This is a genomic window from Vibrio sp. PBL-C16, from assembly GCF_034321865.1.
Classification (GTDB): Bacteria; Pseudomonadota; Gammaproteobacteria; order Enterobacterales; family Vibrionaceae; genus Vibrio; species Vibrio alginolyticus.
On sequence record NZ_JAXLNY010000001.1, the window covers coordinates 1,308,140 to 1,333,740 of the forward strand.

Consider the following 25,601-nt stretch of genomic DNA (forward strand, 5'->3'; position numbering starts at 1 on the left):
GTTACGCTCCTTGTAACTCTGGTTGTTTGTGGACGTCATGGATGTTTGGGAAAGAAGCCCATAGCTTTTGCGTGTAGGGGTGTTGAGGATGATTGCGTATATCGTATGCTCGATTGACTTCGACGATTTCTCCGTGACGCATGATTGCAATTCGATCACATAGTTGGCTCATGAGTGCCAGGTCATGAGTGATAAAGAGGACTGAAAAACCGAACTCATCTCTAAGCTGATAAATTTGCTGTAAAATTTCTCTCTGTACCACTACATCTAATGCTGTAGTGGGTTCATCCATAATGATCAGTTTTGGATTTAGAGACAAAGCAATGGCTATCACCAAGCGCTGACGCATTCCTCCTGAAAATTGATGAGGATATTCTGCTAAGCGTTCTCGAGGAATATTGACCAAGTCCAACAACTTTTCTGCTCTATCTTTTGCTTGAGCGTTAGTGAGGCCTTGATGATGTCGTAACACATCTGCAAATTGCTCTTGTATCGTTAAGACAGGGTTGAGTGAGTTCATCGCGCTCTGGAACACCATGGCGATTTCACTCCACCTTAGAGCGGTCAGTTCAGAGTCTGAGATACTAAGGATATCTTTGCCATCAAACCATATTTTACCGCCAGAAATGAACGCTGGCGGCTTATGAAGACGATTTATTGAGAATGCGATTGTGCTTTTACCACATCCAGATTCACCGGCAAGACCAAATACTTCGCCTTTGCCGATATCAAAGCTGACGGACTTTACCGCATTAAAATCACCATTATCAGTGATGTAATCGACGCACAAATCTCGGATCTGGATGACCGGGTCATTGTGGTATGCATGACTTAAGTTAATACCATCCATATAAACACCTTATCAATCTAAAGGATAATTATTATCATTATCAGGTGTGGCGGTTTTTAGAAAGTATCAAACCATGAATCAGTGAAGTGACTCGAAAGTTAGGTGAAACAGGAAGTGGTGTAATGCGTCGTTGATAAAACTAAAGAAGAGCAGAATTGAGAGCTAGATCAGCACACTTTTCGTAGGGGGAATTACTCAAATTTAATCGTAAATTTGTCCCTTGGCAAAACTTAAATGATGAATCTATTAAGGAGTTAACGAAAGGGCGGGAGGGGTCACATTTCCCTACAGTTTTTCTTACCACCTTGTTCCGGTTTTGCTATAGATTACGCATCGAAAACATGGTGTGTTCGGAGGAAATATGTCCATTAATTCTATCGACCATGACGAGATGACCAACATCGCTCACAAATGGGAATTACCTGATGAGGAAACCGTTGTGAAGCCAGAGAAAACAGTGAAATCAGCAGAAGCCAGAAGACGCATTGAAGCGTTACGTGAGATCCGTGAAAGTGGGTTGACCATTGAAGAAGCAAGGGAGCTTGGCTTGATACACTGATCGCCTCAGGTTGGTTTAGCAACCCATAGGGTAGTCGACGGACTGCCCTTTTTATTTTGTCACTCTATTACTCTCTTATTCAAAACCTCCATTTATCTGTCTTGCGCCTCAAAAGCACGAGTTTCACACTCACGTCCCGTCCCGAAGAAGTTTGACAATCTGACCTTGTGTTACTAGATATATCAGTAGCGATATGCTTTTTGTTGATTATCGCAACCACAAAGCAAGGAGCGCAAGTATGGTTGATCAAATCCTTTTTTATGAGCCCGATGAGCCCCACGGTTTTCTCTCAAATTTTTGCCATGCCCCAGTCAATATCTCCTCCCAAACTTGGCCCACCAGCGAACATTATTACCAAGCCCAAAAGTTTCTCGATGCTCAGTTGCAAAGTAAAATTCAGCACGCAAGCACCCCTGATGAAGCGTTTGCTTTAAGCCGTAAATACGAACACTTTGTCAGAAGCGATTGGGACGATATAAAGTTGGCTGTTATGGCTTTCATCGTTAGGGAAAAGTTTCTACAAAATCCACCATTAGCGCAGCAATTAATGAGAACGGGTAACGCTTGCCTAACAGAGCATTCTCATAAAGATGCCTTTTGGGGAGACGGGGGAGATGGTAAAGGAGAAAATCATCTAGGAGAGATTCTGATGAATGTGCGGGCAGAGCTGAGACATGTTGAGCCTTACAATCTCGTGAAGTTTATCGATAAAGCCAAATTGCCCACCCAGTGGGGCACATTTATGATGTACGGCTTTATTGAAGCCGCGACAAATAAAGAGCATCTTGCTCTGGTCTATGGCGAGCCAACAAAAAGTGCAGCACCACTTATTCGGTTGCATTCGGAGTGTCTTACCGGAGATGCTCTATTTAGCACGCGTTGTGACTGTGGTTTTCAGCTTAATAGAGCGCTACAAAACATCGTCAAAGAGGGATGTGGCGTGCTGCTTTATTTACGTCAAGAAGGACGTGGAATCGGCTTGATTAATAAAATTCGTGCCTATCACTTACAAGATGATGGCGCAGATACCGTGGAAGCAAATGAACGTTTAGGTTTTGCCGCTGATATGCGTGATTACGCGTTCTGTAAAGGAATGCTAGAGCATTTGGGGATTGACGCTGTGCGTCTAATGACGAATAACCCACGCAAGCTCGCCGCCTTAAAAGCGGTTGATATTAACGTCATTGAACGAGTGCCATTACAAGAAGGGAATAACCCAAGTAATCAACATTACCTGCAAACCAAGGCGAGTAAATTGGGGCACATGTTTGATCCTAAGTTTGTTAACCACACTAAGTAAGTGCTACAGATTTTACAGAAACAAAAACGCCAACGTATCATCGTTGGCGTTTTTGTTAATGAGTTGATTCATTGATACTTTTGAATGATTTCATCAATTTCCCCTGAGGCTTTTAATTCAACGAGTCGTGTATTGATGTAATTTTGAGTTTCTGGTTGCATTTGAGGTGAAAAAGCCAGGTAGATTGAGTAGTCAGGAATAACCGAGCTGAAAGGCTGTATCTGAAAATTCTCTAACGGCAAATTGAGTCGCTTTAAGTTGTAAAGGACTCGGGATTCCATCTCGACAAAAGCTGTATCTCCAGGGGTTCGGCTTATCACTCGGTATGCGGCGTTGTAGTCTTTCACGCGCATTTCATTGACACTGCCATTTTCAAAGAACGGTGTTAAATTTGGATAATCAAACCCCAGCAGTAATACAATAGAACGACCATGCATCGTATCCATATTTTTGAATTCTAAAGGCTTCTCGCTACTAGACACCAGTACATGTTTTACAGTGTAAATGGGCTCCTCAGATAAATTTTCCGATTGCACCTTGCCCCAGTTCGGGCTGCCATAAGTTAACCAGTTTGGCTCAGCGCCTTCTTCCAATATGGAAATCATACGTTTAAATGGATAAGTATGATAATTCACTTGGTAATCCGACTCCGCGAAGATAGCGCTGACGATATCGGTCACAATTCCGGAGTGCATTTGTCCCTGTTGTTCAATTTGAAATGGTCGAGCTTGTTCAGCAATGACGTAATAGTTCACTTGATTTGCGGTCACATGAGAACTTACAACAATTAAGCTAAAAGCCAATCTAAGTAGAAGTCTTTTCATCGTATCCTCGATTATTATTTGTGCGTAGCTATATTTAGAGTAGCGCAAGTTTATCGGAGCGGTTTCATATGGATGAAAAAGAGCGATCTCAACGTCGTTTTAGTATCGGCAACCAACTTATGTTGGCGGTATTAACGTTGAGTTTAATCTTTACGGTCATCATTTCTACAGTGAGCTTATATCGAGTTTTTCACGAAGATTTAGCCCATTTAGATGTTGAATTAAAGCAGGTTGAGTCTAGCTATTTATCGAGTTTTTCTGCGAGTTTGTGGGTAGAGGATAGGGAGCTGTTGCTGACACAAGCTCAAGGTGCAATGCGTATGCCCTCGGTGGACTACTTACGTATTGCTAGTGAAGACGAAGTTATCATTGAATTAGGTTCGGCGCTTTCTGAGGATGTTGTCGAGAGAAGCTGGCCGATGCAGTATCGGGTCGGCGATAAAACGTATGATCTCGCGATATTAACGGTTCAATCGGATCTTAGCGCGATATATGAAGATCTTTGGCAGCAGTTCTTTTTTCTACTTACGACAGAAGCGATCAAAATTCTTGTCCTCATCATTGGTGTTCTTTGGGTGGCGTTTCGCTTGTTGGTCAATCCGTTACAATTGCTGTCTGGTGCGGTGAGCGATTTTCGTGGCGGTACAGTGCCGAGTAAAGTGACTCTCCCTAAACGATGGTGCTTTGATGAAGTGAGTGTTTTGGCAGAGAAATACAACCGAAGTGTTGAGAAAGTGAAAGAGCACCAGACTGAGTTAGAGGCTGAACGCGATAGGGCAGAAGTCGCTAATCGTAAGAAAAGTGAGTTTCTTGCCACTATGAGTCATGAGATCCGCACACCGATGAATGGCATTATTGGTGTGTCGTCGTTGCTCAATGACACCGACCTCGATCCCCAGCAAAAAGAGTTTGTAGAGATCATTGACAGTTCTTCTCACTCACTAATGACGATCATCGACGACATTTTGGACTTCTCTAAAGTTGAAGCTGGCAAAGTAGAGCTGGAATACACGAGCTATGATCTTCGCGAGCTACTTGACGATGTCATCAGTTTACATAGTGTCAAAGCCAAGCAGAAAAACTTACAGCTGCTCAGCGATATTGATCCTCACTTGCCAATGGAAGTGCAAGGTGATGCCACACGATTGAAACAAGTTCTGAACAATTTGTTGAGCAACGCGATTAAATTTACCGAGCGCGGCCATGTGAAGCTTCTTGTAGCGTTATCTCGACTTGATGGAGAGACCGCTCATATCCGGTTTCGAGTTGTGGATTCTGGTATTGGTATTGCGAAAGAGCACCAACAAGCAATCTTCGAACGCTTCCAACAAGCTGATGGTAGTACCACCAGAAAGTATGGTGGGACAGGGCTTGGTTTGGCGATAGCTGCACAGTTGGTTAACTTGATGGGAGGGGAAATACAACTAACAAGTGAGCTTGGGCTGGGAAGCTGTTTTGAATTTTCGATTCCTGTTGCTGTAATAAATGCGCAATCGACCTATACCGACCAACTTAATGTATTAGATTTCCCGAAAGCGGAAGACAACGAAATCAGCCCTCAAGATAATGATAAACCTTGGGTATTGGTTGTTGAAGATACCATCGTCAATCAGAAGGTAGTTCGCATCATGTTAGAAAAACTGGGTGTGCGAGTGAGTGTCGCCAACCATGGCGAAGAAGCATTGCAGCTGTGTGATCAGCAGCCTTTCGATTTGATTTTTATGGACTGCCAAATGCCTGTGATGGATGGGTTTATTGCTACGGAGCGAATTCGAAAAATGGGAGAGTGGGGGAAACACGTTCCAATTATTGCGCTAAGTGCCAATGTCATTAAAGAGGATCAGCAACATTGCTTCGATGTCGGGATGAACGAGTTCGTGGCTAAACCCGTTACCAAGACTCGATTACAACAAATATTCGAACAGCATTTACCAAAAGCACTGAAAATCAGCGCTGTGCCTAAATAGTTAACTTGAAATCGATCAAGTTAAGTGCGTTTCTATTCTGTAATTGTAACTCTGTGTGATATAGTGCCCGGCTAGTATTTAAAGTACCTTGAGGCTGTGAATGTCGTTTAATCTATCCCTATTGCCGCCTGACGAAAAAAACAAAATCGAACTGGATAAGCAGGCGTCGTTTTTGGTTTGGAAGCTCAGAGAGGCCAAATCTGGTCCTGAAGCAATAGAAGAACAGTTGTCCAAGATTAACGATGCTGATGAAAAGGCGTTTTTCCAGCAATCGGTCGAAAAGTACAAACGAGTAATGGGTGTCGCTTAACGCGAACCGTGGCAATGGTTCAATCCAATGTGACGAATGAGGTAACCTCCCTATTCCTTTGCTAAGCGAAATTGAAAAGGTTTCGCTTTTTGCTAAAATCCTTCGCATTAAATTTGAATTTAGAGAGACATCCCGATGGGAAGAAGTTTTGAAGTGCGCAAAGCCTCTATGGCGAAAACTGCAGGCGCGAAAATTAAAGTTTATTCCAAATACGGTAAAGAAATTTACATGTGCGCGAAAAACGGTGGTGGTGATCCAGACATGAACTTGTCTTTGAAACACCTGATCGCAAAAGCGAAAAAAGACCAAGTTCCTGCGCACGTTATCGATAAAGCGATCGACAAAGCGAACGGTGGCGGTGGTGAAGACTACACTCCAGCACGTTACGAAGGCTTCGGCCCTGGCGGTACTAGCGTTATCGTTGACTGTCTAACAGACAACGGCAACCGTACTTTCCAAGATGTACGCCAATGCTTTGTGAAAGTCGGTGCGAAAATTGGTGTTGAGGGCTCGGTTTCTCACATGTTCGATCACCAAGCGGTATTCCAGTTCAAAGGCGACGATGATGAAATCATCCTAGAAACGCTAATGATGGAAGACGTAGACGTTACTGACGTTGAGCTAGAAGACGGTGTTATCACTGTATTCGCACCTCACACAGAATTCTTCAAAACAAAAACTGCGCTTAACGGTGCATTCCCAGATCTAACGATCGATGTTGAAGAAATCACATTCGTTCCGCAAACTCATACGCCTGTATCGGGTGAAGATGCTGAGAAGTTCCAGAAATTCCTAGATCTTCTAGATGACTGTGATGATGTTCAGCAGGTTTACCACAACGCAGAGCTGTAATTAATTCGCTCATATCGTTGTAAAAAGGCTTCCTCAGGGAAGCCTTTTTTTGATCGCTTTTTCTCAAGCAGAGCTATGCGTTACGATATTTGGAATAACACAGCGACATGATTACACCAAAACAGATACCTTGAGTTAGCATCGCCGTGCCGCCATAGCTAAAGAAGGGAAGTGGGCTACCCATTACTGGCAACAAGCCACTCACCATGCCCGTATTGATAAAAGCATACAGAAAAAAGCTCATCGCTAATGCGCCACTTACCAGCCGACTAAAAAAGTGGTCAGACTGACATGCAAGCAACATAACGCGTGCAGTAATAAACAAGTACAATGCGAGTAAGACTAAACTGCCAACAAAGCCCCATTCTTCCGCATAGGTCGAAAAAATAAAGTCCGTATGACTTTCTGGAATAAAGCCAAGTGTTCCCTGCGTTGCATTCATCCAACCTTTGCCTTTCATACCGCCTGAGCCAATCGCAATCAAAGATTGGATTGTTTGGTAGCCCGACCCCAGTGGATCGGACTCAGGGTGCAAGAACTGTGTTACACGGCTCTTTTGATAGGTTTCCATAACGAAGAACCATAAAATAGGTGCTAACGTTAAAATGCTCGCAATAAACCCGCAGATTATTTTCCAGCTCATGCCAGCCAAAAACAAAACGAACAATGCATAAATGATGGTAAAAACTGCACCGTCTAAATCCGGTTGTAGCGCGATTAACCCGGCAGGAATCATTGTAATAAGTAAGCAAAACGCAATTTTCCGACTGTCTGGTCGACCTCCTTCAATATGCAGCATCCAGGCGATCATGATTGGAATGGAAAGTTTGATTAGCTCAGACGGTTGAAAGCGGAAGAAGCCGATATCGAGCCAACGTTGAGAGCCATTGGTGCTATCACCAAATAAAGCGACAGCAAGTAGCAGAGCAACCGCAATAATGTAGAGATATGGAGCTGAGCGCTGATAGCTGGACGCTGGAATCGAGGACATGACCAAGATACAAACTAATGTCAGTCCGCAGCGCGCCAAATGTTTGAAGAGCATCGCCTCATTAAAGCTACTGGCACTCCAGAGAGTGAGCGAACTTAACAGCATGATCGGAATGATCGCCATGAGTAGTGGCAAATCAACTCTTGGGAAATAACGCTTATTCATTTTCAACGACCTAATAACGCACCTATTTTGAGTGCGAAAACAACTAAAACTCGAAGAGTTCAAACTATTCCGATGCTAAGAATCTCGATTTCGAAACAACAGACACCATGCAAAGGTGTGTAAGAAAGGAGAGTGCGCACTGTCTGTTATGGGTAGTTGTGGGATGGATAAATACACTAGCCTCAGATTTTAAGCCAGTGTTTTTATTGTGACTGCCGTAAAAATGTAGCGTTACGAATGAACGGAATTGTATTTTCTGTTTAAGTGAATGTCATTCATCCTCTCTCAATACCATTCACTCCGCATAATTGCCATTGGTCGCATGCAAAAGCAGCGTGCGATCTTCTCTCTTAATCTGAAACCATCAAATCACGTTCAACTAAGGACAGTACATGATGGTTTCTCAATCTCGCTCAATCAAAGCTCTTAAACTGGCAAGTACATTTATCGCCGCATTTGCACTCAGCAGCAATTTGGCTCTGGCTAATCCAAGTGAGCGCACACTCAGTCAATTCAATCAAGCAGCGCAGGGTGACTCTGGCTTAGTTGATACCGTTTACGGCGAATTATCCAAACAACTCGAAGAGCAGGGCGCAACGCCGGTGACCTTGGTTTACTTAGGCAGTGCTGAGACGTTGCAAGGTCGTGAGGCGTTTATGCCTTGGAACAAGATGAAATTCACCGAGCGCGGTCTTGCCACTATCCAAAAAGGCTTGGACTTAATGGCGAATCAGCCATTACCACTGCAAGAACAACAACGCTTACAAGGCTTGCCGGAATACCAATTAGCCACCGCTATGGCAGCCACTACGTTTACCTCTTTACCTGACATGTTCAATCACTTTGAGCGTGGCTACGAGCTGTACCTTTCATTGCTCGATGAGCCGAGTTTTAGCCAACAACCTTTCGCGGCAACGTCGTGGATTTATCGCTACGCCATTGAAGCGGCACTGCGTGCTGAAGATGTTCAACAAGCCAAAACATGGTTAGCGCAAATGGAGCAGTTGGATGACAGCAATTTAGAAACGCAAACCGCGAAAGCGCTGCTAGCGAAATATTAGGGAGGCGTCATGATCGTTTTTAATCAACTTAGTCGCGATTACGCCCTTGGCAGCCAAACCGTGCGTGCATTGCGAGACGTGTCTGGTGAAGTGTTTGCCGGCGAAATGGTGGCTCTGTGTGGACCGTCTGGCTCAGGCAAAAGCACCTTACTTAACGTGCTTGGCATGCTGGATACTCAATACCAAGGTCAGGTGACATTTGCAGGCAGCCCATATCCCACTGGACAAATGCAGGCGGCGAAAATGCGTCGTGAAAAGCTTGGCTTTGTGTTCCAAAAATTCAATCTTGTGCCCGTGATGACAGCGTTAGAGAACGTGGCGTATCCGCTGCATCTCAACGGCTTTTCAAAAGCAGAACAAACCGAGCTCGCCACACAAATGCTAGAACACGTTGGTTTGGGCGAGTTTATTCATCACATGCCCGATAACCTATCAGGCGGTCAGCAACAACGCGTGGCAATTGCTCGTGCTTTAGTGCACAAACCGGCGCTGGTGATTGCGGATGAGCCAACCGCAAGTCTTGATAGCCAAACTGCCAACAAGGTCATCGACATTATGAAAGGACTTGGACACGAGCTTGGTACCACTTTTATTGTCGCTACACACGACCCTCGTATGGCATCCCGCTGTGATCGCACCATTGAATTGGTGGATGGCAAGATTACCCAAACGCACGCAAGTGTGGAGGAGGTTTCATGGGCAAGCTAATTCCTGTTTCGGTTCGCCTTGCTTGGTTGAACCTGCAACGCAATCGCCGCCGCAGTTTGTTGTCGATGCTGATCATTGCCATTGCCGTGTTTGCGTTAACCAGTGCGGGTGGTTTTGGTCTGTACACCTATGACAGTTTGAAAGAATCGACAGCGCGTGACACGGGGCATCTGACGTTAACCACGCCAGGTTACTTCGCTAAAGAAGAAGAGATGCCGCTGAGTAACGGGTTAACTCATGCAGACGACATTACCAAGCAATTGATTGGCTTAAACGAAGTGCGAGGCGTTCAACCACGAGTTGAGTTCAGTGGTTTGATTTCCAACGGCAACAAGTCCTCGATCTTTATCGGCATTGGCGTGAACGAACGAGAATTCGATATGAAAGGACCGTTTTTGGATGTGCGCGAAGGGCAGACGCTGTCCAACATTCACGCATCGCGTTATGACCCTGCAGAGCCGGAAGTGATGCTTGGCGTTGATTTGGCGAACAACCTAAGCGTGCACGTTGGCGATTGGATTACCTTGCTGGCGACCACAACCGACGGTGCACTGAACGCGTATGACTTCAAAGTTCGTGGCATCTATTCAACCGGCGTGCCTGAGCTTGATAAACGTCAGCTTTACGTGCACATCAACAGCGCGCAATCGTTGCTCGGTTCAGACAAAGTCAGTGCGCTATCTGTCTTCTTGTTCGACACCAGTTTAACGAGCCAAGTCGAGCAACAAGTGGCTGCGGTTCTGAGTAAGCAAAAACAGAACTTTGGTGATCAAGATATTGAGATTACGCCTTGGCAAGAACGTGCGTTCTTCTATCTCAAAGTGAAAGATTTGTACGACCGCATCTTCGGCATCATGGGTGCAGTAATGGCGCTGGTGGTCTTTGTCGCGCTGTTCAACACCATGACCATGTCGGTAACAGAACGCACTCGTGAAATTGGCACCTTGTCAGCACTTGGTAGCTACCCTCGCGAAATCATTGCTGGGTTCTTGCGCGAAGCAGGGTTACTAGCGGTGATTGGCAGCTTAATCGGCGCTTTGTTCACTGCATTAGTCACCATTTTACTGATGGTCGTGGATGTGCAAATGCCGCCACCGCCAGGACGCACAGAAGGTTACCCATTTACGATTTACTTCTCTTGGGAGTTGGTGGCTGTCGCAGGATTCGCGGTATTGATGATTTGTTTGGTTGCGGCGTTTTTCTCGGCGCGCAAAGGGGTGAACAAGCCAATTACGGAGGCACTGATTTATGTTTAATTTCAAATCACTATTACCAATTGCATTGCTGACGGCAATCGGCGTTGCAAGCATGAATGCCAGTGCGAATGAAACTGCGCTAGATGCACAGCAAGTCGCGCAATTGATTGAAAAAGCGGATAGCTACCGCTTGCAAGATGATTCCTCCAAAGTGGTGTCATTAGTGCGCCTATATCAAGACCAAGAATTAGATAAAACCCGTCTCTACCACGTGTACACACGTCCAAATCGTGAATCGTTGGTGGTGTTCAAATCGGCAGTCGAAGCCGGGCAAAAGATGCTGATGATGGGCGATAACTACTGGCTACAAATGCCAAAGAGCCGCCGTCCGATTCGCATTACGCCAATGCAGAAGTTGCTTGGTGAAGCGTCTATCGGTGACATCTCAACCCTGACGTGGAGCCAAGATTATCAAGGAGAATGGAAAGCGACAGAAACTGTCTCGGTAAACGGGGAAAGTGTGGCGGCTTATCACCTAGCTTTAACCGCGAAAACCAAAGGGGCGAGTTATCAGAAGATCGACTTATGGTTGTCTGAGCAAGATGCGTTTCCAATCAAAGCCGATCTCTACTTGCGCTCTGGCAAACTCGCCAAGCAAGCGCAATATGGGCGTGCAAGCGACAACGGTGAAGACTACGTCAGTGAGATGACCTTGCTTGATAGCATTCAGCCGAGCAAAAAGACCGTTATCGAGTATCAAGAAATCGTGCCTTGGCAACTGGATAACAAGTTCTACAACCCAAGCTATTTGCCGAAAGCCAACACGACTCAGCTTTAGCCTGAGCTTTGTAAAGAGAACCATGAAAACGAGCAAGGAAGTCACATGAAATCGCATCAGCCTAACCTTAACAAAAGCACCAGTTTGTTGATTGCTGCCTCATTGTGTGTGGGCGCGTCAGCCCCTGCTTTTGCCAATGATGAACTGAGTTTTGAGTGGGATTGGGCTGTCAGTTACGAAACGGCCAAGCAGCGTGACAGCGCATTTATACAAGCGCAGAGCAGTTCTCGTGATTCACTTAATGCACTCTTGGATGTGCAGGTGAATTATCAGAACTTCAGTGGCTTGTTTGCTCTGTACAGCCAAGGTTTGTACCTAAATCAACAAGGAGAGAGTGAGTGGTGGAGTGAAGCTGATAACCAACTGCTGATTCGAGAGCTGGCTTGGCTAGGGGAGTGGCAAGTCGGTGATACCACTCTTGATGTGAGTTTGGGTAAGTTGCGCGTGGATTGGGGCGTAGGTTATGGCTATCGACCTTTGGATCTGTTTAAGCCTTATCGACAAAACCCGGTTGGCTTAGTCGCAGAAGAGGGCGCGGGCGTGTTTTCACTTTCACACTACGATATGGCCGGCGAATGGACCGTCATTGCGACCGATTCAAGCTGGGGGCAACAAGACCAAAGTGCACTTGATCAAGCCGCAGAGCAACAAGGTGTTGGTATTCGTCGTTATGCGCTGGTGGGTGACACCGAGTATCAACTTATTGGTTATTACGATGATGTGCGCCGAGGTTTACTCGGAGCCAGTGCCATTGCCGTGTGGGATGAATCCATCGCCATGCACGGTTCCATGCTGTGGCAAAAGCAAAGTGTCGGCTATCACTTTCAGCAGGATGATCTTTACCAACCCGTTTCAGTTGAGGAGCAGGGAAACGCATTCCAAGCTTTAGTTGGGGTGAACTGGGCAAACCAAGCTGGACACAACGTGATTGCTGAATATTGGTACGACAGCCGATCATGGTCGAAAAGCGAATGGCAGCAAGCAATAGAGCGTGGAGAATTACTCTCTCAAACCCTTAATCCTCAAACGTCTCTGCTTGCAACAAGCTACGCCCAAGGGTTTCAGCATGCCAATATCGTTCAGCATAACGTAATGCTGCACTGGAGTTGGGATTTGGAAGCGTGGGCTTCTTGGAACGGCAAAGCGGATATGGGCTGGCTAAGTGATGTAACCCCTACGTTGGATGTGATGCTGTCGCTACAAGATGGTGGTGTGATTGTCACGCAGTGGCTTAACTACCAATGGATTGATACTGGCGATCAAAGTGTAGAAGTGGAAGTTGCCGCACGCTTTTTAACCGGAGACGACCAATCTGCTTACGCACAAATCAATGATAAGCATATGATTGTATTTAACATCAAAGGGAAATTCTAAATGTGTTCAGCAAAATCAGTGGTGAAAAGTGGATGGCCGCGTAGCTTATTAGTGACCACGGCATTTTGTCTCTTTATCGCAGCAATGACGCTCTCGGTTTGGGGCGGTCCATTTTACATTCATGTGGCGGTTAGCTTTGGATTTGGCTATTCGGCTATCTTCTTCTCATGGTTGATTGACCGTTTGTTTCCAACCATCCCACGTATGATAGAAGTGGTGTGTTCGCTTGTTGCCTGTTTATTGTTTGGGGTGATTAATGCGCAATTTTGGCTCGGAGAGTATTTTGGTATCTCCGATATGATCCCTGTTGGCTTAATGGGATTACTGTTTAGCGGTATGTGTTATTTCTATTTTTACTCGCGTGAGAAAGAGGCGGTTGCTCAACGAGAGTTGGAAGCCATCAAGCGCGAGAAAGCAGAGCAAGATCGTGCGCTCTTGCTGAGTCAGCTTAAGCAGATGCAAAGCCAGATTGAACCGCATTTTCTATTCAATACCTTGGCGAATATCAGCGCGCTCATGTCGCAAGATGTCGATAAAGCCAAGCTGATGCTAGAACAGTTGACCGCGCTGCTGCGAGCAACGCTAAAAAGCTCACGCGAAGAACACACCACCATAGACAATGAAACGGCGTTACTTGAGGCTTACTTAAGCATCCAACAAACCCGTTTAGGTGACCGACTCAGCTACAAGATTGAGGTTGAAGAGGGACTAGGCAGAACCGAGTTACCGCCGATGATGCTCCAACCTTTAATCGAAAACGCCATCATCCATGGTATTGAACCGAAGCGAGAAGGTGGCGAAGTCAGCTTACTCATTAAGCGCGAACAACAGAACTTGAAGATTGAAGTCAGAGACACAGGTGTTGGCTTGAATCACGTGAGTGGGCACATGGGGTCTGGCGTGGGTCTAAGTAATCTCAAGCAGCGAGTTGAAGCTTTGTTCGCAGGTCAAGGAGAGGTTTCTATCAGTGAGTCTGCTCAGGGTGGCGTTTGTGTTCGCTTGCGCTGGCCAATGGAATCGTAATCAAGGAAGAAAGGAATGAATACAGGGTTTACTGCCATTATTGCTGATGATGAACCGTTATTGAGGCGTCATCTTGATAAAAGCCTAGCTGAAGTGTGGCCAGAGCTAGAGGTGATAGCCAAAGTCGCCGATGGTGAACAAGCGTTGCAAGCCATTGAGCAAAGTCAACCTGATATTGCGTTTCTCGATATTCGTATGCCAGTTTTGGATGGCATGACATTAGCGCAAAAACTCAATCAATTCGCCAATCCACCTTTGATTGTGTTTGTCACCGCGTACGATGATTACGCCATCAAAGCTTTTGAGCAAAATGCCGCCGATTATTTGCTCAAGCCTATCTCGGATGAGCGCCTCCTGACGACGTGTGAAAGAGTGAAAATACGCCTTGCTAAGCGAGAGCAAGAGAGCAGTAATGTGCAGATGAGCAGCCTGTTAGAGCAGTTGCAGCAATTATCCGCGCCACAAACGCCGCAGTATTTACAGTGGATTAAAGCGACGCAAGGGGAAGATATTCATCTGATCGCCACGTCTGATGTGTTGTATTTCAAAGCGGAAGAAAAATACGTTTCTGTGTATGCCCAACAAGGACAAGGCAAAGTGCAGGAGTATTTGATTCGTACATCGTTGAAAGAGTTGATAGGGCAGCTTAACCCAGAACAGTTCTGGCAAGTGCACCGTTCAAGCGTGGTGCAAGTGTGCAAAATTAACAAAGTAAACAAAGACTTTGCTGGAAGAATGTTTGTGCATGTTGGAGAAACTAAGCTCCCTGTGAGTCGTGCATCTCAAAGTTTGTTCAAAGGGATGTAATCGCTAGAACTGCTCACTCTTTACACTGTAAACTCGCTGCTCATTTGTTTCGGCAACGAAAACAAAAAGCGCCTAAGTCATCAGACGTTAGGCGCTTTTGTCGTTTTATAGCGACGACTTCTCCGAAGAGATGAATGGGCTTATTCGCTGATCGTCACTTTCTCGATAATGATTGGATCGCATGGCACATCATCGTGACCAAGCTTAGAGGTCGTTTTCACTTTCGCGATGCGGTTTACGACATCCATACCCGCGGTCACTTTACCAAACACGGCGTAGCCCCAGCCTAGGTTGGTAGTTGCGGTGTGGTCTAGGAAATCATTGTCTTCCAAGTTAATGAAGAACTGTGCTGTTGCAGAGTGCGGAGCATCGGTACGCGCCATTGCGATAGTGCCAACAAGGTTCTTTAGACCACGGTTTGCTTCGTTCGCGATAGGGGCGCGTGTTGGCTTTTCTGCCATGTCTTCGGTATGACCGCCACCTTGGATCATAAAGCCGTCGATAACGCGGTGGAAAATGGTGCCGTCGTAGAAGCCATCTTCACAGTATTTTTTGAAGTTCTTTGAGCTAACTGGCGCTCGTTCTAGGTTCAATTCAATTTCGATGTCACCGAAATTGGTGGTCATAATAATCATCTTGTTTGCCCTTGTGGGTGCTAAGTTGGCGGCATTATAGCTAAGTCGCATTATGATAGCAGAAATAAAAACAGCGACGTTTTGGCGTCGCTGTTTGCATGTTGAGTGTTTGAGGAAAGCTCTAGACCGTAAAGCGACCGACCAAGTCGTACAGCTCGTTAGCTTTGTGGTTGAGGTTGCCACTGCCTGCGCGGTTTTGATTCGCAAGGTGCGCCGATTGGCTGCTTTGTTGAGAGATGACTTCGATGCGTTGTGAAATCTCTTGCCCAACTTGGCTTTGTTCTTCGGTTGCCGTTGCGATCAGCGTGTTCATGTCCATGATGTTAGCAATCGCGGCTTGGATTTCTTGCAGTGCGGCAGAGGCTGCCCGTGCTTCTTCCACTGTTGCTTCACCACGAGCTTGGCTTGAACCCATGGCTTTCACTGCCGCATCCGAGCCAGACTTCAACTGCTCGATCATTTGGTGAATTTCGCCTGTGCTGTCTTGAGTGCGACTCGCCAGTTTACGGACCTCATCGGCAACGACTGCGAAGCCGCGACCTTGTTCACCAGCACGGGCTGCTTCAATGGCTGCGTTCAGTGCCAATAGGTTGGTTTGCTCGGCGATATCCTGAATCACTTCTAGAGAAGAAGAAATGTTTTTTACGTCGCTCTCTAAACGAGAAATCACCGTGCTGGCTTCTGACACTTCTAGCGCGAGCGCTTCGACAGAGTTCGCTGCTGAATCAACAATGTGTTTTGCTTGTTGTGAGTTTTCATCGGCGTCTCTGGCTGATTGCGCTGCTTGGTTAGCGTTGTTTGAAATCTCGTGCGCCGTTGCTGTCATCTCGGTCATTGCCGCAGCGACCTGTTCGGTTTCTTCACGTTGACCTGAAGCTAACTCATCCACTTGCGATGCACGCTGTGACATCTCGTTGGTCTCTGAAACCACTTCTTGTCCGACATGGCTAACACTCTTGATGATGCCTTGCAGGCTTTCAACGAAGATATTGAAGTTACGGCTAAGTTGGGTGAACTCCGGCACGCTCGATTCTTCCATGCGCGCGGTTAAATCTGCATCGCCTTGCGCGAAAGAGTGAATTGAAGCATCAAACTGCTCAATAGGCTTCATGATGCTGCGGTTAACAAACACGGCAAAGACTGCAACTATCGCTGTAATCGAGGCACAAAACAGGGCTATCGCAGTTAGTGTGGTGTTGAGATCTTCGTGTGCGGCTTTTTCCATGTCTGCCACAATGGCGTCGATATCGTCCGTGTAGAAACCCGTTCCTAACATCAAGTCCCATTCAGGAATAAAGACTGAGTAGCTGAGTTTCGGTAGTGCTTCACTCTGACCGAGTTTCGGGAAGTAATAAGTCGTGAACTCACCAGTTTTGGCATTTTTTAGCAAATCCTGAATCAGGTAATTGCCTTTCTTGTCCTGCAAGTTATAGAAGTTTTCCCCGATGCCTTTGGTGTTTTTACCCACCACGACGCGAACGCCTTTTGAATCATAACCAAAGATGTAGCCGGATTGACCAAACTCTAGTTGTTTCAAGATAGGCAGAGCCTCTTCCAGTGGGGCATTTTGTGCGAGTAGCGGCTCGACAGCGGAACGCGCCATTTGTACGTAACTTTTGAGTTCGGCTTTTTTCATCTCCATCATTCGACTTCGAGTTTGCTCAATCTCGTGCTCGTTGTAGGCCGTGGTTTGTACATAGGTGAACCACATCATGCCTATTGCCATAGTTAGAATTGGAATTATTGAAAGGATATATAGTCGTTTTCTGATCGTCAGATTCATAGAGACGTCCTTCTCTCGGCGCAGCGTTACAAGTGACAAGCTGAATAAGCTTGCCTGATAAAAGTGTTAATACTTATTGTTGTAATGCTTAGAGATTAACCGAGTTACTCAATCAGAAGTACTGGAAATTTGTAAATCTAGACGAAGGTCGTAGCATTTTTAAGCGGGATCACAATTAACGTGAACACGACCCACTATTGCAACGAGAAGTCCCCGTTAACCAATATGAGACGCGATACCTATTCTTTGCGAATTTCAGGTAAAGCCAGTCAGCAACAGGTTTAACGAGGCGCCAACGCAGTGGAGCGTAGAGCCAACCGCGACCAACTAATTGCCACGCACGATGAGTCACGTCCAACCCAAGCAGAAGCTCCCCCTTTTCGTTGAGGGCGTGCAAAATGGTGTTGGCTTGTTCAGGATCGATCTGAGGATAATCTGCGAATGCATCACTATAGATATCGACGGTTTTGATTTGCTGCTTGGCATCGCGTTGTTTTAGCACCTTCATCTCTTTGGCACAAAGCGGGCAGGTTCCGTCATAAAATATGGTGAGTTTTGTCATTGCGGTTTTCTTGTTTGAGATTTTCTAATCGCTTTTACGTGGCGAATTTTCTTTTGGTTCATTGTTTTGCAAGTAATGCAGCCAATTGTCGCGAATGTTGCCGTAATTGAATTGGCAGAACTCTTTGCGATCACGCAGGTAGTCTTTTTCTACTTCATCGAGTAAGGCTTTGTATTGCTCAGGATCACTACCGTACACCAGACATAACGTTGAAAAGTAACGCTGCAAATCAAAGCTGTGTTCGTCAATGTACTCGCCAAAATCGTAGTAGTCCGGTCTGTCGTCGGATTCGAATGCGAACATGTCGGCGGCGCTAATGGCCATATCTGCGCCATCTTCTAGGAAGTCAATCATTAAAATAGTGGCAAAATTATCGACCGCATCTTCTTCTTTTCCGAGAACAGGGATGCTTTGATCTTCGATGTAAGCATGTCCAGCTTCATGAAGTAAAGTGTGCAATAACGTATCTAGCGCCCCTGTTTTTGGGGATTTTCCGAAGCGTTCTTCATACTGATTATTGGAGAAGTAATTGAGCGACTCCAAATAAAAAGTGTAAGGAACGTATATTGTGTGTGTATCAGGGTCATACATTGGACCATCTTCTCCGCCGTAAACCAGCGTGAGAGCTTTATCAAATGGAAAGTAGGCCTGAGATAGCTCAGCAAAGATGGTGTTTACATCGCTGCTTTGAATAGATTGTTGGGCTATTTTTTCATGAGTTGTCTCTACGGGAGAATATTGAATACGAATGTTTTCAGCTGCTGTAGCTGATGAGGCTATGCTGAGTAATAGCGCAGGGCAAAGCGAATGAATGTTCATGTGGGACTCTTGTTATTGAATAACTTGTATAAAAAATTATACATGTTTTTGTCTGATGCATAGTTGGGGTTGTACTCATCAGCCAAAGTCGGGACGTCGGTCTCGAAAAGCAATCATGATAACATCGCATATTTCGGCTGCTTGGTTCTCTAGGGCGTTTATCAAGACCTCTTGGATAAGAACGGCGGTGAAGTTATTAGCTATGCATCGTTTTCTAAGAAGCTTACTGAGTAACTGTGCTTCGATCTTTATCTGTGAAAATGATAATAGGCAGTTAATCATTGCAAGGTTTAACTATGGGGTTGGTGAATGTCACTGAATTGAAGAAAATTATCAGCGATATGTTATAATTCTGCTCCGTTGTGACGAAAACGTTTGTTGCAGCCTGAGAGTTTCCTTGGATTCGGCTCGTTTATACACCATGAGTCAGAGTTGAAAAGCTACGACAGGAACAGGCAAACCCAATTGTTTTGAACGCGCTCTCGGCGTTTAGCGGTTACAACGGGAAGGAACTTTGTTTGATAGTAATTGACACATTCTGTTTAAGTAAGGGAGCCCGAAGTGGTTCAGAAAGTGTCACCCAGAATTTACTCACAACACGACACCCCAAGCGATAACGCACAGGTATTGCGAGGGGCCATTTGAAGGAGCTGTATCAGCTCCTTTCACATTTAAGGGCTTGCTAACAGCGTAAAAACTGACACATCGCTTAAGGAGCGCCCCTTAAACTAGCCTAAGGCGCATCTACACCAACTTTTTGAGTATTTTCGAAACAATAAAGCGAGAAAATTTGCTATTGAACGAAGGTTAAACTAACACTCATTCATTACGGAGAATGAAGAGAACAATAATAAGAGGCGATATGAATCATTTAATATCTGTAGGTGCACTGGAGTCCTTCTTGGTCGCAATTAGTGTGCTTTTCCTGGGGCATTTTATTAATGCTAAGCTACCGATTTTAAAGAAATTCAACATACCTGAGCCGATTGTAGGTGGCCTTATTGTGGCCTGCATGATTACTGCTCTTCATTTCAACGGCATCGATTTAGAGTTCGACTTGCCATTACAAAATACGTTTATGTTAATGTTTTTTGCGACAGTTGGTTTGGCCGCAAATTACACTCAGTTGATGAAAGGAGGTGCGAAGGTTTTTATCTTCTTAGCTGTCGCATCGTTTTACATCATCATACAAAACGGCGTTGGCGTTTCACTCGCGGCGGCGCTCGGTTTAGATCCTTTGATGGGGTTAATTGCTGGCTCGATTACTCTGTCAGGTGGTCATGGTACAGGTGCTGCGTGGTCACAAACCTTTCAAGACGTGTATGGATTGGATAACGTCTTAGAAATTGCAATGGCATCAGCGACTTTTGGTTTGATCATCGGCGGTATCATTGGTAGCCCTGTAGCGCAGCGCCTGGTCGAAAAGAACAGCATAGAGTCTGAGTATGGTCGTGGTGGTCGAGATGCCAAAACTCACGAGAAGTTCCCGGAGTTGGTGACTTACAATGAATACGAAGAAGATAAAGTAACGGCGAAAAAAGTGGTTGAGAAACTCTTCTTCCTACTGATCTGTGTTACTGGGGCCAAGTATGTCGAGCAATGGGTAAGCACGTATGAAATCTCATGGCTGATGATTCCAGACTTCGTATATGCGCTATTTATTGGTGTGATCATTACGAATTTCTTGGAAGTGACCAAGATTCGTAAGTTAGATGCCGAAACGGTCGATATGTTAGGTACGGTATCGCTATCTCTGTTCCTAGCGATGGCTCTGATGAGCTTGAAGTTATGGAATATCTTTGATCTAGCGATTCCATTCTTGGTTATTTTAGCTGTGCAGTCTGTCGTCTTAGCTATCTTTACGTACTATGTTACGTTCAAAGTGATGGGAAGCAACTACGATGCTGCGGTTATTGCAGGGGGGCACTGCGGTTTTGGCTTGGGTGCAACCCCAACAGCCGTAATGAACATGGGTTCGATCGTTAACCGATTTGGCCCGTCGCCGCAGGCATTTATGGTGGTGCCAATTGTGGGGGCTTTCTTTATCGACATCGTTAACTTAATCATTTTACAAGGTTACATTTCATTCCTTGGTTAAATTTAAGTTCATGATCTCCTAAGGTCGAAATAAAAACGGTCACAACACAGGTTGTGACCGTTTTTTTATGGCTCGATTTTGGCCGTTTATCGGACGACGGATTATTGAATGGTTCGGCTGAACTTGAGGCTAGCTGTCCAACCAAGAATACCAATGAAGGCGTAAATGCCAACGTTTAACCAACCCGCTTGAGGAATGGTATTGAATGGGTTTGGTGTAATAATGGCGTGCAGCGGAAGGTAAAGCACTTCGGAGAAAAAGTGATCTAGCCCGTAGTAACCAAAAAGTGCGATAGGCATCCAACGTAGCGCATAAATGGCGATAAACAAAATGACCAGTGGTGAGTTCACTTTTTGTGAAATAGCCATCGCAGTTAATGCCAGCGGTAACAGCAGAATACCGGCGAACAACATTCTGATTAAAAACTCTCCCCAATGCAGCAGCACGTAACCTAACGAGGCTTGGCGGTACAATAAAGCCAATTGGTGATCAGTAGAGATGTTCAGCAACCACAACATTAAATTTGCAGCGAGTACGAGCACCGAGCAGACGAGCGGAATCACCAATAAGCCAAACCCTAGCTTCACTAAATGGGTTTTTATGTCACTGACAGGCATACTGCGCCAAAACATAATGCTGCCTTCCGCCCGTTCTTTGCGTAGCGTTCTTGGGAAGTACTGAACGGCTAACAAGATAGACAGCAGCCCTGCTCCTCCGGTAATCAACATATTGACGTCATCACCAAGCTCTTTGTGAATGTCACTGACATCGCCACCAAAGCTCATTTGGAAAAACATATTGTGTTGTAGAGTATCGTTACTCATTAAACTCACAAAGAGAATAACTCCACACGCCAACACAAACAGTGGAATACGTAAAACAAGAGGGTTTTCTAACCACTCTTTTTGCAACATCGCGACAACTGAACGCATTACGCTGCCTCCTTCTGCAATGCTAAAAATAGATCCGCTAACTTCACCCCATGGATGGAACCCATTGTTTCTGCTTGTTGGGCATACTGGGCTTTGAGGAACCATTTCGTTGAACCGAGGCCTTTTTGTGACGAGAGTGGGTTCATCGCTTCAATTTGTGTGCGGTGCTCGTCGTTGGCTTCAAGAATGAAATAGTCTTCACTGATACTGTCCATCGAGGTTTGCAGAACGGGGCGACCATGCTTAAGAATCAGAACATCTGTCAGCAAGTGCTCAATCTCTGATACTTCATGACTGGCGATGATCAACACGCGCTCGCCGTCGTGAAACCATTCCAATAAGTGACGATAAAACGTCTCGCGATACACGAGATCTAACCCGAGTGTCGGTTCATCCAATATGAGGATTTGGGTGTTGGTCGCGATCACAATCGCGAGGTGTAATTGCACCTTCATCCCTTTGGATAAAGATTTGATGCGCGCACGAGGTTTGATGTCCGTTTGACGAAGTAGCGTATCTGCTTGGGCGCGATTGAACCCTGGATGCACGCCCTCGGTATAGTTAAGCAGTTGAGCAACGGTCATCCAATCTGGCAGAACGTTGACATCCGAGATGTAGGATAAGCTCTGCATTATCTTGTCGCGTTGCATAATGGGTTCAAATCCGTTGATACGAATAGTGCCCTGATATTCATGTGCACCGAGTAGGGCATTAATAAGCGTTGATTTACCTGCGCCATTATGGCCGAGTAAGCCAAGTACTTGTCCTGCATGTAGGTCGAAACTCACTTCATGCAGTGCTTCTCCTTGTTGCTGATATTGCTTGGATACGTTGTTTACACTGACTAATGCGCTCATTGGTCACCTTTCAAGTGTGGTTTTAGTTGTTGAATGAATTCGTCGAGTGACATATCCAGACGCTGTATTGTGTCGGCTATCTGCGGAATTTGTTGCTGAAGAAAACGTGCCTTCTCGTCTGCGAGTAATTTGAGCTTTGCTCCTGAAGCGACAAACATACCTTGACCGCGTTTTTTCTCCACTAGCCCGTCATCAACAAGCAATTGATAGCCTTTCATAACGGTGAGGTGGTTAATTTTCATATCTGCAGAGATGCTACGGACGGAGGGCAGAGCATCGCCTTCTTGCCAGACACCTTGCAGTATTTGCTGCGTGATCTGGTCTGCCAACTGTCGAAATATCGGTTGGCGATCATGCCAATTAGTCATGAGTGAATCTCTTGGTTGAGATGGTGTTATATATATGTATAACACCTAGTGCATTAGAGAGAAAGTAATAATTTAAAACCTAGTGTATCCGCCTGTCTCATTCGCTCTAAATATCCACCTATGTGGTCGTTGTTTTGAGGTTTTGTTTAATATGGAAATTAATTGCTTCTCATAAGTTGAGAAGTGTTGTTTTTCTCTTCCCATCAATACACTTATCGCCTGTTCTAAATGAATATTCTCACTGAATGATAATTAGCATAATTTTAGGTCTGCCTATTTCTTACTTGATGAGAATCAATGGTCAAAGAGGCCTAGAAAACAAAAGTTTCGAGAGGCAATCTGACTGGCTTAGGCACCTATCTCACGTTGAGCGCGTGCTCAATGAATGAGAAAGAGTAGAGTAAAGAGGTCTCATGAATCAGGTAATATCTATCGGCCCACAGGAGTCGTTCCTCGTCGCAATTTGCGTGTTGTTTTTAGGGCAGTTCATCAATACCAAGTTACCAACCTTAAAAAAATTTAATATTCCAGAGCCAATTGTTGGTGGTCTAGTGGTCGCTTGCGTCATCACGACGATGCACTTAAACGGTGTGGATGTTTCCTTTGATTTACCACTTCAAAACGTCTTTATGCTGATGTTTTTTGCAACCGTTGGCTTAGCGGCAAATTACACCCAACTGATTAAAGGCGGTGCGAAGGTTTTCATCTTCCTAGTTGTGGCATCGGTCTACATTCTTATCCAAAATGCGGTCGGCGTGTCCTTAGCAACAGCGTTGGGGTTAGATCCACTCATGGGGTTGATCGCCGGATCCATTACGCTTTCTGGCGGACATGGAACTGGAGCTGCGTGGTCGCAAACTTTTCAAGAAATGTATGGTTTGCATAATGTTCTAGAGGTGGCAATGGCTTCTGCTACATTTGGCTTGGTGATGGGTGGGATTATTGGCAGCCCTGTTGCACAAAAGCTACTAAACAAACACAACTTGGAATCGGAATACGGACGCACCAATCAAAGTCATCAGAGTTTCCCTGAACTGGTGACGTACAACGAACATGAGGAAGATCGTGTCACAGCGAAAAGAGTCGTTGAAAGCTTGTCCATCATTCTACTTTGCGTGACAGGCGCGAAGTATCTCGAGAGTTGGGTAAGCAGTTTTGACATCAAGTGGTTAATGATTCCCGATTTTGTTTATGCGCTGTTTATTGGTGTTGTTATCACTAACATCATGGAAGTGACGAAGGCGCGCAAGGTTGATTTAGAAACCGTTGATATTCTTGGCACGGTTGCACTATCTCTATTTCTTGCCATGGCCTTGATGAGTTTGAAATTGTGGAATATTTTCGATCTTGCGATCCCATTCCTTATTATTCTTGCTATTCAGTCGGCAGTGTTGGCGATGTTCACTTACTACGTAACATTCCGCATGATGGGAGGCAACTACGATGCGGCGGTGATCGCTAGCGGACACTGCGGTTTTGGGTTAGGTGCTACACCGACTGCGGTCATGAATATGGGCTCCATCGTGAGTCGATATGGTCCATCACCACAAGCATTTATGGTGGTTCCAATTGTCGGTGCATTCTTCATCGATATTGTGAATTTAGTGATTTTGCAAGGATGCATCGCTTTTATTAAGTAACATTCGCTTTTTTACCGAAATAACAAAGCCAGCACCTATACGCTGGCTTTGCTATTTGTAACACGAAATCTTGTTTGCCTGACTTCAAGCCGTGAAATCAATGCGTTACTATGACGACATAGTGTTCAATTTTGCAGCAGCATGAGGTACCCACATGTCTGAAAAAATATCGACGTCGGCATTAGCGAAAATGCGCAAGGTAGAAGCTAAGCTGCTGTTTGCCGATCTCAAACGTGCAGGCTACATCGTTCGCCAAGATGAAAAGTGGATTTTGACCGAAGAAGGGGCAAAGTTTGGCGGTGAGTATGTGGATCACCCTAAATTTGGCCAGTTCATCGTCTGGCCGACCAACTTACATATTGAGCTGACTCCCAGCTCAGGGAAAACATTGAGCGCGACACAACTGGGTGAAAAGCTGAAATTGAATGCGAAGCGCATGAATCAGCTTTTGAGTGAACTGGGTTGGTTGACCAAATCCGAAGAGGGATGGAGTGTCACTGAAGCTGGTGTGCGCGCTGGTGGACAGCAAAGAACCGATAAAGAAACACAAAATACCTTTGTCGTATGGCACGATGTGGTGCTGCGTAACAAGCGTCTTAAGCAGTCTGTCATTGAGTTTTTAGGGCAAGACGCGGAGTCACATTCTACGGATAAATCGTACTCAAGCTTTCGCCAAAAATTTGAAGCCAAGCACCGAACATTAGATGGGCATTACGTGCGCTCTAAGGGGGAGTTGCTCATCGACAACTGGCTGTACTTGGCTGGTGTTGTGCACGCTTATGAGCGTCAGTTGCCGATTGACCAAGATGTCACTAGCGATTTTTACTTACCAGGCGGTAAAGTCTATTTGCAATTTTGGGGAAGTGACGATGGGGAGATGGCTCAGGCCGACCGTGAGACCATTCGTACTGTTTATGAGCAGCATCATTTCAACCTTATCGAAGTCGAACCGAGTGAACTAGACAAGTTGGATGAAGTGCTTCCTAAGCGTCTTCGTCAGTTTGGTATTAAAGCTTATTGACGACTTAAGCCCGCTGTTCAGATAAGAAAAAACCCGTGTTCAACACGGGTTTTGTATTTTT

25 protein-coding genes are annotated in these 25,601 nt (G+C 45.5%); 15 read left to right on the plus strand and 10 right to left on the minus strand.

From position 1 onward, the window contains the following. Position 1 precedes the first annotated feature (1 nt). Complete coding sequence (locus UQW94_RS05570; RefSeq protein ID WP_005374497.1) at positions 2-850, minus strand: ABC transporter ATP-binding protein; 849 nt, start codon at positions 848-850, stop codon at positions 2-4. 361 nt (positions 851-1,211) lie between these two features. Between UQW94_RS05570 and UQW94_RS05575 the strand changes: the two genes are divergently transcribed. Continuing rightward, entirely contained in the window at positions 1,212-1,409 is a 198-nt protein-coding gene (locus UQW94_RS05575; RefSeq protein ID WP_005374493.1) for a PA3496 family putative envelope integrity protein, read from the plus strand. Between the two features lie 238 nt (positions 1,410-1,647). Beyond that, entirely contained in the window at positions 1,648-2,709 is a 1,062-nt protein-coding gene (ribA, locus tag UQW94_RS05580; RefSeq protein ID WP_017635221.1) for a GTP cyclohydrolase II, read from the plus strand. Between the two features lie 68 nt (positions 2,710-2,777). Here the strand turns inward: ribA and UQW94_RS05585 are convergent, their stop codons facing one another. Next, the gene (locus UQW94_RS05585) at positions 2,778-3,533 is read right to left on the minus strand and encodes a substrate-binding periplasmic protein (protein WP_005374490.1); all 756 of its coding nucleotides are present in this window, start codon (positions 3,531-3,533) and stop codon (positions 2,778-2,780) included. A 68-nt stretch (positions 3,534-3,601) separates the two neighbouring features. On the opposite strand from UQW94_RS05585, the gene UQW94_RS05590 reads away from it, so the two are divergent. The 3 genes from UQW94_RS05590 (at position 3,602) to UQW94_RS05600 (ending at position 6,662) form a co-directional block, all read left to right on the plus strand. Continuing rightward, positions 3,602-5,500 (plus strand): ATP-binding protein, encoded by a 1,899-nt coding sequence (locus tag UQW94_RS05590; RefSeq protein WP_017633805.1) that lies wholly within the window; start codon positions 3,602-3,604, stop codon positions 5,498-5,500. Positions 5,501-5,600: 100 nt separating this feature from the next. Next, positions 5,601-5,810, plus strand: coding sequence for a DUF3283 family protein (locus UQW94_RS05595; RefSeq protein WP_005374484.1), 210 nt, complete (start codon positions 5,601-5,603; stop codon positions 5,808-5,810). A 135-nt stretch (positions 5,811-5,945) separates the two neighbouring features. Continuing rightward, complete coding sequence (locus UQW94_RS05600; RefSeq protein ID WP_005374482.1) at positions 5,946-6,662, plus strand: YebC/PmpR family DNA-binding transcriptional regulator; 717 nt, start codon at positions 5,946-5,948, stop codon at positions 6,660-6,662. A gap of 73 nt (positions 6,663-6,735) precedes the next feature. Here UQW94_RS05600 and rodA read toward each other — a convergent pair whose 3' ends face one another. Beyond that, positions 6,736-7,818: a rod shape-determining protein RodA gene (gene rodA / locus UQW94_RS05605; protein WP_322142073.1), complete on the minus strand. Its 1,083-nt coding sequence runs from the start codon at positions 7,816-7,818 to the stop codon at positions 6,736-6,738. Between the two features lie 392 nt (positions 7,819-8,210). Between rodA and UQW94_RS05610 the strand changes: the two genes are divergently transcribed. From UQW94_RS05610 to UQW94_RS05640, 7 genes are read left to right on the plus strand one after another with little or no spacing between them, the layout of a single operon-like run. After that, a complete protein-coding gene (locus tag UQW94_RS05610) occupies positions 8,211-8,879 on the plus strand; it encodes a hypothetical protein (protein ID WP_243327406.1) in 669 nt (222 codons plus the stop codon). Positions 8,880-8,888: 9 nt separating this feature from the next. Continuing rightward, the gene (locus UQW94_RS05615; protein ID WP_005374479.1) at positions 8,889-9,587 is read left to right on the plus strand and encodes an ABC transporter ATP-binding protein; all 699 of its coding nucleotides are present in this window, start codon (positions 8,889-8,891) and stop codon (positions 9,585-9,587) included. Beyond that, positions 9,575-10,843 carry an ABC transporter permease gene (locus UQW94_RS05620; RefSeq protein ID WP_322142074.1) on the plus strand — a complete coding sequence of 423 codons (1,269 nt, stop codon included), beginning with the start codon at positions 9,575-9,577 and terminating at the stop codon, positions 10,841-10,843. The genes UQW94_RS05615 and UQW94_RS05620 overlap by 13 nt, the downstream gene beginning before the upstream one ends. Then, positions 10,836-11,621 (plus strand): outer membrane lipoprotein-sorting protein, encoded by a 786-nt coding sequence (locus UQW94_RS05625; protein ID WP_258661953.1) that lies wholly within the window; start codon positions 10,836-10,838, stop codon positions 11,619-11,621. Before UQW94_RS05620 ends, UQW94_RS05625 begins: the two co-directional genes overlap by 8 nt. 45 nt (positions 11,622-11,666) lie before the next feature. Next, on the plus strand, positions 11,667-12,995 hold the full coding sequence (locus UQW94_RS05630) for a hypothetical protein (RefSeq protein ID WP_322142075.1): 1,329 nt from the start codon (positions 11,667-11,669) through the stop codon (positions 12,993-12,995). After that, the gene (locus UQW94_RS05635; RefSeq protein ID WP_115386889.1) at positions 12,996-14,018 is read left to right on the plus strand and encodes a sensor histidine kinase; all 1,023 of its coding nucleotides are present in this window, start codon (positions 12,996-12,998) and stop codon (positions 14,016-14,018) included. A gap of 15 nt (positions 14,019-14,033) precedes the next feature. Beyond that, complete coding sequence (locus UQW94_RS05640; protein WP_322142076.1) at positions 14,034-14,825, plus strand: LytTR family DNA-binding domain-containing protein; 792 nt, start codon at positions 14,034-14,036, stop codon at positions 14,823-14,825. Positions 14,826-14,965: 140 nt separating this feature from the next. Here UQW94_RS05640 and UQW94_RS05645 read toward each other — a convergent pair whose 3' ends face one another. The 4 genes from UQW94_RS05645 to UQW94_RS05660 all read right to left on the minus strand — a co-directional run bounded on the left by UQW94_RS05645 (position 14,966) and on the right by UQW94_RS05660 (position 18,624). Then, positions 14,966-15,460, minus strand: coding sequence for a peptidylprolyl isomerase (locus tag UQW94_RS05645; protein ID WP_005374458.1), 495 nt, complete (start codon positions 15,458-15,460; stop codon positions 14,966-14,968). 121 nt (positions 15,461-15,581) lie between these two features. Next, a complete protein-coding gene (locus UQW94_RS05650) occupies positions 15,582-17,243 on the minus strand; it encodes a methyl-accepting chemotaxis protein (protein ID WP_025768726.1) in 1,662 nt (553 codons plus the stop codon). A gap of 175 nt (positions 17,244-17,418) precedes the next feature. Further along, complete coding sequence (locus UQW94_RS05655) at positions 17,419-17,805, minus strand: DUF393 domain-containing protein (RefSeq protein ID WP_322142077.1); 387 nt, start codon at positions 17,803-17,805, stop codon at positions 17,419-17,421. A gap of 24 nt (positions 17,806-17,829) precedes the next feature. Then, positions 17,830-18,624 (minus strand): DUF4344 domain-containing metallopeptidase, encoded by a 795-nt coding sequence (locus UQW94_RS05660; protein ID WP_065275575.1) that lies wholly within the window; start codon positions 18,622-18,624, stop codon positions 17,830-17,832. A gap of 862 nt (positions 18,625-19,486) precedes the next feature. Between UQW94_RS05660 and gltS (UQW94_RS05665) the strand changes: the two genes are divergently transcribed. Next, entirely contained in the window at positions 19,487-20,722 is a 1,236-nt protein-coding gene (gene gltS / locus UQW94_RS05665) for a sodium/glutamate symporter (RefSeq protein ID WP_005374448.1), read from the plus strand. Positions 20,723-20,823: 101 nt separating this feature from the next. Here gltS (UQW94_RS05665) and UQW94_RS05670 read toward each other — a convergent pair whose 3' ends face one another. The 3 genes from UQW94_RS05670 to UQW94_RS05680 are packed head-to-tail and all read right to left on the minus strand — an operon-like array spanning position 20,824 to position 22,879. Next, positions 20,824-21,654, minus strand: coding sequence for a hypothetical protein (locus UQW94_RS05670; RefSeq protein ID WP_213966445.1), 831 nt, complete (start codon positions 21,652-21,654; stop codon positions 20,824-20,826). Next, complete coding sequence (locus tag UQW94_RS05675) at positions 21,654-22,511, minus strand: ABC transporter ATP-binding protein (RefSeq protein ID WP_322142078.1); 858 nt, start codon at positions 22,509-22,511, stop codon at positions 21,654-21,656. Before UQW94_RS05675 ends, UQW94_RS05670 begins: the two co-directional genes overlap by 1 nt. After that, positions 22,508-22,879 carry a GntR family transcriptional regulator gene (locus UQW94_RS05680; protein WP_005374444.1) on the minus strand — a complete coding sequence of 124 codons (372 nt, stop codon included), beginning with the start codon at positions 22,877-22,879 and terminating at the stop codon, positions 22,508-22,510. Before UQW94_RS05680 ends, UQW94_RS05675 begins: the two co-directional genes overlap by 4 nt. Positions 22,880-23,292: 413 nt before the next feature. On the opposite strand from UQW94_RS05680, the gene gltS (UQW94_RS05685) reads away from it, so the two are divergent. Together gltS (UQW94_RS05685) and UQW94_RS05690 are read left to right on the plus strand one after the other, a co-directional pair. After that, complete coding sequence (gene gltS / locus UQW94_RS05685) at positions 23,293-24,519, plus strand: sodium/glutamate symporter (RefSeq protein ID WP_025768732.1); 1,227 nt, start codon at positions 23,293-23,295, stop codon at positions 24,517-24,519. Between the two features lie 154 nt (positions 24,520-24,673). Further along, positions 24,674-25,540 (plus strand): hypothetical protein, encoded by an 867-nt coding sequence (locus UQW94_RS05690; protein WP_005374442.1) that lies wholly within the window; start codon positions 24,674-24,676, stop codon positions 25,538-25,540. The last annotated feature ends 61 nt before the right edge of the window (positions 25,541-25,601 follow it).

Bases quoted from the DNA above. Each gene is read 5' to 3' on its own strand.
- ribA (WP_017635221.1), top strand. From the start codon at position 1,648: ATGGTTGATCAAATCCTTTTTTATGAGCCCGATGAGCCCCACGGTTTT.
- gltS (WP_005374448.1), top strand. From the start codon at position 19,487: ATGAATCATTTAATATCTGTAGGTGCACTGGAGTCCTTCTTGGTCGCA.
- UQW94_RS05630 (WP_322142075.1), top strand. From the start codon at position 11,667: ATGAAATCGCATCAGCCTAACCTTAACAAAAGCACCAGTTTGTTGATT.
- UQW94_RS05610 (WP_243327406.1), top strand. From the start codon at position 8,211: ATGATGGTTTCTCAATCTCGCTCAATCAAAGCTCTTAAACTGGCAAGT.
- UQW94_RS05675 (WP_322142078.1), bottom strand. From the start codon at position 22,511: ATGAGCGCATTAGTCAGTGTAAACAACGTATCCAAGCAATATCAGCAA.
- UQW94_RS05650 (WP_025768726.1), bottom strand. From the start codon at position 17,243: ATGAATCTGACGATCAGAAAACGACTATATATCCTTTCAATAATTCCA.
- UQW94_RS05645 (WP_005374458.1), bottom strand. From the start codon at position 15,460: ATGATTATTATGACCACCAATTTCGGTGACATCGAAATTGAATTGAAC.
- UQW94_RS05615 (WP_005374479.1), top strand. From the start codon at position 8,889: ATGATCGTTTTTAATCAACTTAGTCGCGATTACGCCCTTGGCAGCCAA.
- UQW94_RS05620 (WP_322142074.1), top strand. From the start codon at position 9,575: ATGGGCAAGCTAATTCCTGTTTCGGTTCGCCTTGCTTGGTTGAACCTG.
- UQW94_RS05625 (WP_258661953.1), top strand. From the start codon at position 10,836: ATGTTTAATTTCAAATCACTATTACCAATTGCATTGCTGACGGCAATC.
- UQW94_RS05585 (WP_005374490.1), bottom strand. From the start codon at position 3,533: ATGAAAAGACTTCTACTTAGATTGGCTTTTAGCTTAATTGTTGTAAGT.
- UQW94_RS05655 (WP_322142077.1), bottom strand. From the start codon at position 17,805: ATGACAAAACTCACCATATTTTATGACGGAACCTGCCCGCTTTGTGCC.
- UQW94_RS05635 (WP_115386889.1), top strand. From the start codon at position 12,996: ATGTGTTCAGCAAAATCAGTGGTGAAAAGTGGATGGCCGCGTAGCTTA.
- UQW94_RS05570 (WP_005374497.1), bottom strand. From the start codon at position 850: ATGGATGGTATTAACTTAAGTCATGCATACCACAATGACCCGGTCATC.
- rodA (WP_322142073.1), bottom strand. From the start codon at position 7,818: ATGAATAAGCGTTATTTCCCAAGAGTTGATTTGCCACTACTCATGGCG.
- gltS (WP_025768732.1), top strand. From the start codon at position 23,293: ATGAATCAGGTAATATCTATCGGCCCACAGGAGTCGTTCCTCGTCGCA.
- UQW94_RS05590 (WP_017633805.1), top strand. From the start codon at position 3,602: ATGGATGAAAAAGAGCGATCTCAACGTCGTTTTAGTATCGGCAACCAA.
- UQW94_RS05680 (WP_005374444.1), bottom strand. From the start codon at position 22,879: ATGACTAATTGGCATGATCGCCAACCGATATTTCGACAGTTGGCAGAC.
- UQW94_RS05595 (WP_005374484.1), top strand. From the start codon at position 5,601: ATGTCGTTTAATCTATCCCTATTGCCGCCTGACGAAAAAAACAAAATC.
- UQW94_RS05660 (WP_065275575.1), bottom strand. From the start codon at position 18,624: ATGAACATTCATTCGCTTTGCCCTGCGCTATTACTCAGCATAGCCTCA.
- UQW94_RS05600 (WP_005374482.1), top strand. From the start codon at position 5,946: ATGGGAAGAAGTTTTGAAGTGCGCAAAGCCTCTATGGCGAAAACTGCA.
- UQW94_RS05575 (WP_005374493.1), top strand. From the start codon at position 1,212: ATGTCCATTAATTCTATCGACCATGACGAGATGACCAACATCGCTCAC.
- UQW94_RS05690 (WP_005374442.1), top strand. From the start codon at position 24,674: ATGTCTGAAAAAATATCGACGTCGGCATTAGCGAAAATGCGCAAGGTA.
- UQW94_RS05640 (WP_322142076.1), top strand. From the start codon at position 14,034: ATGAATACAGGGTTTACTGCCATTATTGCTGATGATGAACCGTTATTG.
- UQW94_RS05670 (WP_213966445.1), bottom strand. From the start codon at position 21,654: ATGCGTTCAGTTGTCGCGATGTTGCAAAAAGAGTGGTTAGAAAACCCT.